The sequence below is a fragment of the Clostridium paridis genome (assembly GCF_016765615.1).
In the GTDB taxonomy this organism is placed as follows: Bacteria; Bacillota; Clostridia; order Clostridiales; family Clostridiaceae; genus Clostridium_T; species Clostridium_T paridis.
Map to the genome: position 1 here is coordinate 940008 of NZ_JAESWA010000022.1, position 11647 is coordinate 951654.

Here is an 11647-nt window from a genome sequence, read left to right on the forward strand (position 1 = left end):
TTTACGCCTCCAAATCTTTTAGTGACAAATCTAATACTGACATGAATTTATCTTTGCTGAAATTATCCAAATAAAATTTTTTTGCATTTGTAGACATCTTTTCTTTTTCATTGCTATCACAAAATCTTTTTATCAAATCTGCTAAAGCTTTATAATCTTCTGCTCCACATGAAAATCCGCAGGATGCCTTGCTAATGACACGTCTTGTCTCCCCATTAATAGCTCCTATGATTGGTTTTCCTGCAGCCATATAAGATTGCACTTTACCTGGCAATGTATACGATAGAACTTTATTGTCTTTTAAAGTTATAAGCATTGCATCTGCCATATCATAAAACTTCGGCATATCATCAACTGGTTTTCTTCCATAATACTTTATATTTTGAAGTTTCAACTCTTCAGTAAGTTTTTTACATTCATCTAATTTTGAGCCGTCACCTACTATATGAAAAGAAATATTTTTAATTGTTTTAAGTTCATTTGCTGATTTAATAATTGTTTCTACACTCTGCATATCCCCTATATTTCCTGCAAATACAAAATTATAAACATTATTTTCTGTAGTTGCTGCAGTTTCATTAAGTGAGTTTTTATCATTTTGTACAAACAAGTCCTCAGCATATTGTGGCAAGTGCCTTATTTTAACAGTGTTTATTTGAAGGGTATTTCTAAAATACTCTTCAAACATACTCGATGTAACCAAAATTAAATCTGCAGATTTATATATCCACTTCGAAATTTTATAAAATACCTTATATATTATTGAATCTTCTTTAATTCCTCCAGCGGCTAAACTGTCCGGCCATAAATCCAAACAGTAAAATAAAATCTTTTTATTATGCTTCTTTTTATAAGCCATTGCTGGGATTCCCATCATTACTGGTGAAAGCTGATTAACAAGTACTACATCGAACTTTTCTTTCATAAATATTGCCTTTAAGGTTGCTGATAATGCATAGCTAAAGTAGTTCAAAAACAATTTTATTTTGTTCTTTCCTCTTCCTATTTCAAAACATCTTATTATTTTAACCCCGTTCAATATCTCTTCTCTTTTATTACCATGACGATATTCTTGAAGGACTACCCCTTCAGGATAGTTTGGCAATCCAGTTAATACTGTTACATCATGGCCTCTCTTTACAAGACTCTCACATATATCTGTTATTCTAAAAGGCTCAGGATAATAATACTGACAAACAACCAATATCTTCATTCACTCTATCTCCTTGTCCCATTTTTCTGACTAATCTCTTCCCATTCTCGCATCAAGAACTCGCAATTTGCCGAATACTTGCTTATTTTTAAACATTCAATATTCATAAACTCTTTAAACACAAGCTTTTAACTTCGAATAGATTTCTTATTCTATCCAAATTTTGTATTACCATCCAATTATATCGATATTATGCATACCCTAAGCTTCAAGGAAATAACTGCTATCACCTATAACTAAGTGGTTACTTAATAATTAAATTTTTTCTTCTTATTTTATTAATTTGTTCGTAAGTTTTCTAAATCCTATTGCCCTATGGTATCGCTAGTTGATGTTGGCTCATTAGTTGTAGAAACTTGTTGATACTCTATTGTCCCTGTTCCACCTTCAACATTACCAACTCTTTTTAATACGAAGCCAATAGTTTTAGTAAACACCCTTGCATCCATTTTGAATCCCAAGTTCATTACATAATCACCATCGTATTTTGCTTTATCTTCTATCGATATTGTATCTCTTCCATTTATCTGCGCCCATCCAGTAAGGCCTGGTATTATATCATTTGCTCCATATTTATCTCTTTCTTCAATCAAATCAAACTGATTCCACAATGCCGGTCTTGGTCCTATTATGCTCATTTCACCCTTAATAATATTTATAAGTTGCGGTAATTCATCAAGGCTTGTACTTCTTAATATTTTGCCACTTTTTGTAATGAAATTTTCTGGGTTTTTAAATAAATGAGTTGGCATATCTTTTGGAGTATCACACCTCATAGTTCTAAACTTTAATATCAGAAACTCTTTCTTATTTTTACCTATTCTTCTTTGCTTAAAAAATATCGGTCCAGGCGAATCTATTTTAATTAAAATACTTATTATTAAAAATAAAGGACTTAATAAGATAAGTGCTAATAGTGAAAGTAAAAAATCAACCATTCTTTTTATCATTATATAAATCTTCATATACCAAACCTCCCTCATGAATTCTATATATCTTATCGTTAAGTAATTCAAAATTACTTTAAATACAAGAACCTTCATTAACTAATGAACCTGCATCTATATAAGAAAGGTCACTAATTGTGCACATACTTCTGACAATTGCGCCACTGGAAACATGAACTCCATTTCCTAGTTTACAATCGTGATCAACAACTGCACTTATATTAATAATGCATCCATTTCCTATGCTTGTAGATGTATTAACAACAGCACCTGCCAAAATTACAGTTCCTTCATCTATAGTTGCATATTTACTTATTATTGCTGTAGGGTGAATGATCACAGCTAATTCATAGTTCTCTTCTTTTAATTTATCTATAAGTTCTAATCTAAATTCATTGTTTCCAATAGCAACAATCACATAATTAAACTTATTCCTAAACTTCTTATAATCAGCTATTTTTCCAACAACATTAAAATTCAGAACCTTATTCAAATTATCTCTATCATCCAAAAAAGCAATATCATCCCATATGCCTTGAAGTTCTGCAGCTTCAGCTACAACTCTTCCATGGCCTCCGGCACCTAGTATAAGTAAATTATTTTTCTTCAATTCTAAAAACATCCCCTATAACTTTAAATTAATTATATTTAAATTGAATAATTATTCCATAGTTTACCATTTATTTTTTAAAAAATTTTAGAAATAGTCTCTTCTTCGGCTACTTCTAAAATATAAAGTTTCTATATAAATATCTAAATCTTAATCTTCTGAATAATAGCTATTATAATATTTACTGCTTCCATAACCATATTCTCTAGCATTATCTGGTATCTTATTCTCTACTACCCCTAGTATTTTAGCCCCTACCTTAACTAAAGAATCTTTTGCTTTTAATATGGCAGCTTTCTCAGTAGTTCCATAGGCTGCTACTATTAAAGTTCCATCTATTGAAGGTGATAAAACAAATGTATCAGAAACTACTAAAATAGGTGGTGTATCTATTAGTATTACTTCAAAAGCACCTTTAAGATCTGATAATAGCTTTTTCATATTCTTAGATCCTAACATTTCTGAAGGATTAGGCGGAATAGGCCCACTAGGAATTATCTCAAGATTAGGTACATCTACTCTAAAAATACTTTCCTCTATTGTACTTTCTTTAAGCAATAGTGTTGTTAATCCATGAGTATTAGAAGCACCAAACTTTTTATGTACAGTTGGTTTTCTAAGATCACAATCTATAAGCAATGTTCTTTTACCTGCTTGTGCCATTGCAACTGCTAGGTTGGAAATAACGGTACTTTTTCCTTCACCCGGTCCGCAAGAAGTTACAGCAATAACACTTGACTCCTGATCTACTAGTGAAAACTGAATATTACTTCTTAAAGTTCTGTATGCTTCTGCTACAGATGACTTAGGATCGTTATATATTACTATGTCTTTTATCACGCTTTCCACCTCTTCCCTTTTTGCTCTTAGTATCTATTGCTCTTCCCTTTTTACCCTTAACTTCAATTAACGGTATGTTTCCTATTACAGGTAGTTCTAATAATTTTTCTAACTCATCTGGATCTTTAACAGTATTATCTAGATATTCAAGTAGGAATACTAATCCTAATGAAACAAAAATTCCCAAGACAAATGCTATCCCTATATTTAAAAATGGTTTAGGACTAACTGGTGATGAAGGCAACACTGCATCATCAACTAATTGAACGTTGTCCACATTTTTTATTTTTTTAGTAACAGTCTTTAATGACTTAGCCACTTGATTAGCTATATCTTTAGCTTCATCTGAACTTTTTGACTTAACAGATATAGTTAAAAACTCAGTATCCGCACTGGGACTAGCTGTAATCATATTATTAAGTTCTTCTGGCGTTTTATCTAATTTAAGCTCATTTACTACATCTTCAGCCACTGCTCTAGATTTTGCATATATGCTATATGTTTTAACGAGTTTTTGATACATCAATACATCATTATAATTCTGATTACCAGTATTTTTATCTGTACTTGTTTGATTGTTACCTATATCTACAGATATGCTTGCCTGATAAGTAGGTTTTATAACAAAAAAACTTACTACCCCACTCACAAATACAGCTGCAAGAGTTATTAAAAATATCAGTAGTAATCTCTTTTTAATCAATTGTATATATCCTTGTAATTCCATCTTGTTCCTCCATTTTTTTGCATTCCATCAGTAATTATATCATTTTATATTTATGTTTATAACTTAAAATCACCCAAAATTATTCAAATAACTAATATTTTGTCCATTTTTCTCGTTATTTCACATAATTTCCATAGTTTTTCTAGGCCTAAGGAAATAAACGGTTTGTTAATTATCCTTTGCCTTATATACCATATTATTCCTTAAATACCTCAATAATTATATATGTTTTAAAATTCCTGATTCTATGGTATAAATTTAAAATATAATAATAGTTTATACCACTACTTCAATGTTACAAAAAATTCATAAATCCTTCAAATGTAATTCTTGGTATATAGACTAACATAGTCCCAAGAAAACTTTCATGCTTTAAATTTCAAGTTTTTCTTTAATTATTAGGACTTATTGAAAAAAATATATATTTTCCCTTTATTTTACATACAACCTATGACATAGTATCATATTTATAAAAAAAATAAAATGATATTTTCAAAAATTAAATATATTTTTGAAGATAAAAAGCAAAGGTACCTCCCCTTTGCTTTCATAATATCCATAGAAACTCCACTACATTTTATACTTATCTAGATTTCGCTTCAAACTCTTTATTTTCTTTTAAAAAATCCAAATATTGATTTTGAACTCTTTTTTAGTTCATTTATCTCGGGTAGTTCTATATATTCACCTAATAAAACCTTTTTTTGGTTATTATCTATCCAGGTGCTTAAGCTGGGGTTTATTTCCTCTAGCTTGTCTCTTCCACTTTTAATATTAGTTTTTCTTCTTGAATCATTATGTCCGTCGCTGCCTAGAATATGGATCATATTTCTTTTAGCTAATATCTCTGAAATATCTTTAGGTTCTTTTCCGTACTGTCCCACTAGAGAACCTGCATTAACCTGAAGTAAATATCCTTCTTCTATCCAATCTTCTAGGATATCTATATTATTCATAAGTTTAAGGTTTCTTTCTGGATGAGCAATTATAGGCTTAATACCAAGTATAGATAATTCATAAAGTACATCATTAGAATATCTTGGAATGTCCCGCATAGGAAATTCTATTAGCATATATGGTCCATTATTAATTCCCCATATCTTCTTTTCTTTAAATAACTGAGGTAACTTCAAATCCATATATACCTCAAGGCCAGATACTATGTTAATCTCACTCTTAGCTCTTAACTCTTCAATCTTGCTAGAATATTCTTCAAGACTCACCTCATAATTTCCTAATATAAAATGAGGGGTAGCACATATATATTCCGTTCCTTCTTCTTTAGCATTCTCTATCATGCTAAGAGACATATCTATATCTTTAGCACCATCATCAATCCCATATATAATATGTGAATGAAAGTCTATCATATGTTCCTCCTCCTTATACAAAAGTTCAAGTTCAGATATTGATAGAACTTCTTGTAACTCAAATCATATTTATATTATATCAAATTAATTAGCCATTTTGAATAACTTAAAAGCAATATCATAGCTATAAATTTTAATTATATGTACTATTAAATAGACTTTTTAAGAAGCTTGAAATATATTTAGTTTCATTTTTCTTACTTAATAAGTTCCTCGTAAAGACTCCTTACTTGATTTAAATGATCATCAATTGCACTTTGATCCATCTTTTCAAATTCCTCTGAAGTCCCATTACAAATGTTTGCAGCTAAAATAACCTTATGTAAATTATGTTTTTCAAAAAACTCACATGTCTTTTTCAAATCCGTTCTAAAATCATAAGGAACTACAATTCCTATATCTCCATAAGGATAAATCTCTTTACACTTTTTCAAATTTAATAGAATATTATTATACTCATCTAGATTTTTCTCACTTACATATCTTTTATAATTACTTTCAGGTCCATAAAACTTAACAAAAATTTTAGAATCGTGTATTAATAAAAACCTGACATTTTCTTCAGTAAGCAAATTTCCATTAGTTAATATATTAAAAGAGATTTCATTTCGAAATTTAAGATTACAATAATTCATAATTGTTTTTATTTCCTGAAATTTAAGTAGTGGATCTCCTCCATAAAAAGTAATTATATATTTATTAATAACTTTATTTTGATTAAATCTCTGCATTTTTAGAAAAAAAGTATCCAGCGTTTTTAAAGACAATTTTTTGCTAATTGATTTCGAAGAATTGTATTGCTGTTTACAATGTTTGCACTTTTCTATACACTTGTTAGTTACATTTATCATAAGCTCTACCTTATCTCTACAAATGAAAACTTTAAATCTGTCATCTAAAAGAAAATCTTCTAACAAATATATTTTTTCATTATTTTTAATATTAAAAATCAACTTATTAAGTGTATATAAATTATCTATAACTGCCAAACACCCATTTGGTATTATGTATTTCCCCTGTTCATTCTCACTTAATTCACTATATTCACCCTCAAAATTACCAAGATTACCTTCTCTTGCACTTGTAATAATTTCAGACTTTTTTTTAAGCTCATCTTTTAAAGTTCTAAGCTTTTCTATTGTGAAAGATGAATCTAAACTAACCATATAATTATCCCTCCATAAAATTCCACTTACCTAAAAATTTTTGCATTTTGAGGAAATTTATAAGCTTTTATTATTTATTTCAACTAATTTATCGTCTTTTTTTTACTCTTCTTAACAATATATTCATAAACATCTTAAAAATCCTCACTCTATTGTAATAATTTTACATATTTTTTCGTTTTAATATTGGGAGGTATTATATGGAATATTATTTGTTAACACTAGTAAAGAAAGCAAAATTTAATGATATGAATTCTATAGAAGAGATTATTGGTTTATTCACACCCTTAATAAAAAATAGAACAAAAAGCTTATATATTAAAAATCACGATGAAGATGATTTAATGCAAATTGGACGAATCAGCATAATAAAAGCAATTAATAATTATGACCTTAATAGAGATTCATCATTTATTTCTTATTTAAAAAATACTATTGATAAAAACTACTTTTATGAAATACGCAAAAATACTAAGTGTTTTTATGAAACGAGCATCTACCATGCTATAAAGCATAGTAAGTTCTGCAACAGCTTTTTTGTGTCTGAAGAAAACATTGAAGCTAATTTCTTAGATAAAGAACTACATTATAATCTTACAAAGGCAATCACTTCTCTATCCAATAAAGAAAAAGAGTTAATAGAGTATGTATATTTAAAGAATACATGGGGAGGTCTTACTCGCTATTCAAGAGAAAAGGCATTACCTTATAATGAAGTACTTAACTTAAGAAATAAAACACTGTCAAAATTGAAGAATGCATTAACTCTTTAACCTATTTCCACTTAATTGTAAGTTTTAATTTTATTAAACATTGTGTATAATTATTATGTCAATAAAATCAAATTATAGGGTTTTTTAAGTTCAACTAATAATTTACTCATGCTTGAAAATGTTCAGATACCGACATTTTTAAACAAGAATAAATTAAGTTTTCTATAAAGAACCCTAAATAAAAAGAGGTGAAGAGAATTAATGTTTAAAAATCTAAAGAAAATTTTTTCTTTAATACTAATAGCTTTTTTATTAATTCCTGTTATTAGTGTACAAGCTGTTCCAAAACCAATTCCAATAATTGCTGCTCCAACTGCTTCTCAAAGTCAGATGGAAGCTTGGGCTAAAAATCACGGAGCAACTCAAACTTTTATAAGCTTAGCTAAATTATACTATACCTATGCACCTAGCCATGGAGGTATTGATCCAGTTGTTGCTTATGCTCAAGCAGCAAAAGAAACAGGATTCGGTAATTTTGGCGGTGTTTTGGATGAAAGTTTTAAAAATCCATGTGGTTTGAAAACTACTAAAGGTGGAGATGATACTGATCCTGCTGCCCACCAACGTTTTGCGTCTTGGGATCAAGGTGTAAAGGCTCATTTAGATCATTTAGCTCTATATGCAGGTGCTGATGGATATCCAAAAGCAGATGGACAAACTGATGACCCTAGACATTTTCCTTCTATATATGGCACAGCCGGAAACTCTGTTGCTAACTTAGGAGTAAAATGGGCTCCAAGTTCAACTTATGGAACTGAAATCATTAATTACATTAACGAAATAAACAATAACTTCTATGCAGCAAAAATTTCTCCTTACCGCTTATCTGGTTTAGATAGATTTGCTACTGCTGTACAAATAAGTACTTCAGGCTGGGCTACTTCTGATAATGTAATTCTAGCTTATGGTCTTGATTTCCCTGATGCGCTGTCTGGAGTTTCTTTAGGATATATAAAAAATGCACCTATATTATTAACTGAAAGCAAATCAATTCCTCAAAGTACATTAAATGAAATTTCAAGACTAAAAGCAAAAAATGTATTTATATTAGGAAGTACAGGCGTAATATCTTCTCAAGTGGAAAATACTCTTAAGGCTAAAAAGCTTAATGTGATTCGTCTTTCTGGTAAAGATAGATTTCAAACTGCAGTAGCTATAAGTAATGAAGTTATGAAGAATAATACTACAAAAACAGCTGTTATAGCGACTGGTCTTGATTATCCTGATGCTTTGTCTATAAGCTCGTATGCTGCATTTAATAAGTACCCAATTTTATTTACTCTTACTAATGATCTAAATGTAGATACAAAAAACTTTTTGACTACAAATGGAATTAAGAACGTAATCATTCCTGGTTCTCCTGGAGTAGTTTCAGCCAATGTTGAATCTCAAATAAAACAATTAGGTATATCCGTTACAAGAGTTTATGGTCCAAATAGATATGATACAGCTGTGAATATAGCTAATACTTTTAATACAAGTTTTAAGAGCGGAGTATTTATCACCATAGGAAGTGATTTCCCTGATGGCTTAACTGGTGGTGTACTAGCAGCAAAAAGAAATATGCCAATGCTTCTTGTTGAAAAGAACTCTATTCAGAATAATACACTAAGATATATTAAGTCAAATGGTGATATAAATTTATATGTTTTAGGTAGTTCAGGAGTAATTTCTGATAATTTAATTAACCAAATTAAAAACTAATATGGTCATATAAATAACATATATTTTATTTATACTACCTCCAAAATATGCTATAATTATATATATAAAACAATCATATTTTTGGAGGTGGTATTATGAAAAAATTATTAAACCTAGTATTAGTTTTAATTGTATCCACATTTACTCTCTTTGCATGTACATCTAAAAACGCAACATCTTCTCCAAAACCAAACACAGTAACTCCTGATAGCACAATTGAAAACGTTTCACAAGAGGAGGATATTAAATCAACTACCTCGAATACAGAGACTAATACTCAAGCAAATAATTCTACAGAGATCAAGACCATTTCAATGGAAACCTTTATTATTTATGATGTTAATGCAGACAATATGAACCTAAAAGAAAATTATAAGTATACAATAAATAAAGATTTAGATATATATTCAAAGGTACAAACCATTTCTTCAGAGGTTATGCATAACTACTTTAATGGACTTCCATATTCGGTTGCTTTTAAAGAAATTAATAATAAGTCAATTGTTATTATTAATCTTATAGATGATAAAATACCTACAGATGAGAATAGTTGGTATCAAAAATTTCAAGGTTCTACTGGAGCAAATATTAATTTTAAAAGAATCTCAGAAAACATTCTTCAAAAACAATATTCTGGCAAATGGGTAGATGGTATTGAGATTTTATATAATGGAAAAACTCCTGAATTTGAGCATGTTCCTGAAATGAGTAACATTATTAATAGATAAATGTAACTTAAAAACAAATCATAATAATTTGTTCTAAAAATACAAAGAACCATATCAATTTTCTTAGAGATATTGATATGGTTCTTTCTTTTTATGGTTATTACTTAAATATAACTTTTCTATATAGTATGAAATTCCAAAGTGTTATCATACACATAGTTATAAACTTTGCTATTATGTCAAGCACTCCTAATCTAACCATAAATACAATAGCATTTGTACTAAAAGTAGTATTAGCGATGAACAAAATTATATATAGTACAATGCTTCTATATATATTTGATGAGTTTTTAAATGCCCACCCTCTATTAATAATAAAATTAAAGACTGTTGCTATAAATACTGCAGCAATATTTGATATAGAAAGATCTAGATAAATTATTTTTCTAAAGAAAGTATATAATAGCAATTCAAGTAGTGCTGTAGATCCTCCTACCAATAAATATTTGCCAAATTGCTTCCCCATAGCTTTATTTTTCATAAATGTATTTGTTATTTTACTTCTCATCTAAAAATCCTTTTCCTCGCTTTTTAGCTATAATGTATCTTGGTCTTCCTTTTACCTCGTCATAAATCTTTGAAATATAGATGCCTATTACTCCGAGACTTAACATTATGCATCCCCCTATACCAAGTATTAATATTATCACTGTTGTAAACCCAGTTAAAGCTTTGCCAGTAAATTTCATAATCAATGTCTGAACCGATAACACTACATCAATGACCAGCATAATAAGTCCAAGCCAAGCAACTATATAAAGTGGTGCTGCCGTATAGGAAGTTATCGATTGAATAGCTAGTTTAACTAAGCTTTTAAATGACCACTTAGACATTCCACAAGTTCTTTCCTTTACTTCGAAGGGTATTTGAATACGGTTATACCCCACCCAAGCTGACATTCCTCTAAAGAATGTTATTGACTCATGCATAAGTTTCCAAGATTCAACTACCTTTTTATCTAATAACTTAAAATCGGATGCACTACTTAAGTTTATTTTTGTTGCCTTATTAAATAACTTATAAAAAGTCAAGGCTGCTAGTTTTCCAAATAAAGACTCTTTTCCTCTATTTGATTTTACTCCTTCAACAACATCATATCCTTCTTCTCTCCATAATCTTACCATCTCAGGTATTAATTCTGGTGGATGTTGTAAGTCTGAATCTATTATAACAAATGCATCTCCAGACGCATTTTCTAGTGCTGCACACAACGCAGCCTCTTTACCAAAATTACGACTTAATTCTATAATGGATACATTCTTATAACTTTCATAAAGCTTTTCCATCTCATTGCATGAATTATCCTTAGATCCATCATTTACTAGTATAATTTGATAGTTTATATAATTACCAGACATTATATTCATAACTTTCTCTATATTAGAATATATTTGTTCCCCTTCGTTATATACGGGCATAATTATTGATATCACCAAATCACTCCTTATTTATTCCCGATCATATAACATATTATTCCTATTTTTACATTCTTCTATACATAACTTGTATACATATTACATTATAGTGAAATACTAGTATATATAAAGATATATACTCTCAATTAATCCA

General features: G+C 29.2%; 12 protein-coding genes. 3 read left to right on the plus strand and 9 right to left on the minus strand.

Annotated features, from left to right (window positions below; all coding sequences use genetic code 11):
• Window position 1 precedes the first annotated feature (1 nt).
• The 7 genes from JK634_RS12360 to JK634_RS12390 form a co-directional block, all read right to left on the minus strand.
• Window positions 2-1213, minus strand: coding sequence for a glycosyltransferase family 4 protein (locus JK634_RS12360; protein ID WP_202767946.1), 1212 nt, complete (start codon window positions 1211-1213; stop codon window positions 2-4).
• 305 nt (window positions 1214-1518) lie between these two features.
• On the minus strand, window positions 1519-2178 hold the full coding sequence (locus tag JK634_RS12365) for a sugar transferase (RefSeq protein WP_274601346.1): 660 nt from the start codon (window positions 2176-2178) through the stop codon (window positions 1519-1521).
• A gap of 58 nt (window positions 2179-2236) precedes the next feature.
• Window positions 2237-2770 carry a NeuD/PglB/VioB family sugar acetyltransferase gene (locus JK634_RS12370; RefSeq protein WP_202767947.1) on the minus strand — a complete coding sequence of 178 codons (534 nt, stop codon included), beginning with the start codon at window positions 2768-2770 and terminating at the stop codon, window positions 2237-2239.
• A gap of 150 nt (window positions 2771-2920) precedes the next feature.
• Complete coding sequence (locus tag JK634_RS12375; RefSeq protein WP_202767948.1) at window positions 2921-3610, minus strand: polysaccharide biosynthesis tyrosine autokinase; 690 nt, start codon at window positions 3608-3610, stop codon at window positions 2921-2923.
• Complete coding sequence (locus JK634_RS12380; RefSeq protein WP_202767949.1) at window positions 3585-4337, minus strand: YveK family protein; 753 nt, start codon at window positions 4335-4337, stop codon at window positions 3585-3587. Before JK634_RS12380 ends, JK634_RS12375 begins: the two co-directional genes overlap by 26 nt.
• 608 nt (window positions 4338-4945) lie before the next feature.
• Window positions 4946-5707 (minus strand): tyrosine-protein phosphatase, encoded by a 762-nt coding sequence (locus tag JK634_RS12385; protein WP_202767950.1) that lies wholly within the window; start codon window positions 5705-5707, stop codon window positions 4946-4948.
• Between the two features lie 197 nt (window positions 5708-5904).
• Window positions 5905-6873 carry a radical SAM protein gene (locus JK634_RS12390; protein ID WP_202767951.1) on the minus strand — a complete coding sequence of 323 codons (969 nt, stop codon included), beginning with the start codon at window positions 6871-6873 and terminating at the stop codon, window positions 5905-5907.
• 200 nt (window positions 6874-7073) lie between these two features.
• On the opposite strand from JK634_RS12390, the gene JK634_RS12395 reads away from it, so the two are divergent.
• From JK634_RS12395 to JK634_RS12405, 3 genes are all read left to right on the plus strand, one after another.
• The gene (locus tag JK634_RS12395) at window positions 7074-7646 is read left to right on the plus strand and encodes a sigma-70 family RNA polymerase sigma factor (RefSeq protein ID WP_202767952.1); all 573 of its coding nucleotides are present in this window, start codon (window positions 7074-7076) and stop codon (window positions 7644-7646) included.
• Window positions 7647-7847: 201 nt separating this feature from the next.
• Complete coding sequence (locus JK634_RS12400; protein ID WP_202767953.1) at window positions 7848-9350, plus strand: cell wall-binding repeat-containing protein; 1503 nt, start codon at window positions 7848-7850, stop codon at window positions 9348-9350.
• Window positions 9351-9445: 95 nt separating this feature from the next.
• Window positions 9446-10078: a hypothetical protein gene (locus tag JK634_RS12405; protein ID WP_202767954.1), complete on the plus strand. Its 633-nt coding sequence runs from the start codon at window positions 9446-9448 to the stop codon at window positions 10076-10078.
• Window positions 10079-10178: 100 nt separating this feature from the next.
• Here the strand turns inward: JK634_RS12405 and JK634_RS12410 are convergent, their stop codons facing one another.
• Window positions 10179-10559 carry a GtrA family protein gene (locus JK634_RS12410; RefSeq protein WP_202767955.1) on the minus strand — a complete coding sequence of 127 codons (381 nt, stop codon included), beginning with the start codon at window positions 10557-10559 and terminating at the stop codon, window positions 10179-10181.
• A 16-nt stretch (window positions 10560-10575) separates the two neighbouring features.
• Complete coding sequence (locus JK634_RS12415; protein WP_202767956.1) at window positions 10576-11511, minus strand: glycosyltransferase; 936 nt, start codon at window positions 11509-11511, stop codon at window positions 10576-10578.
• Window positions 11512-11647: the final 136 nt, after the last annotated feature.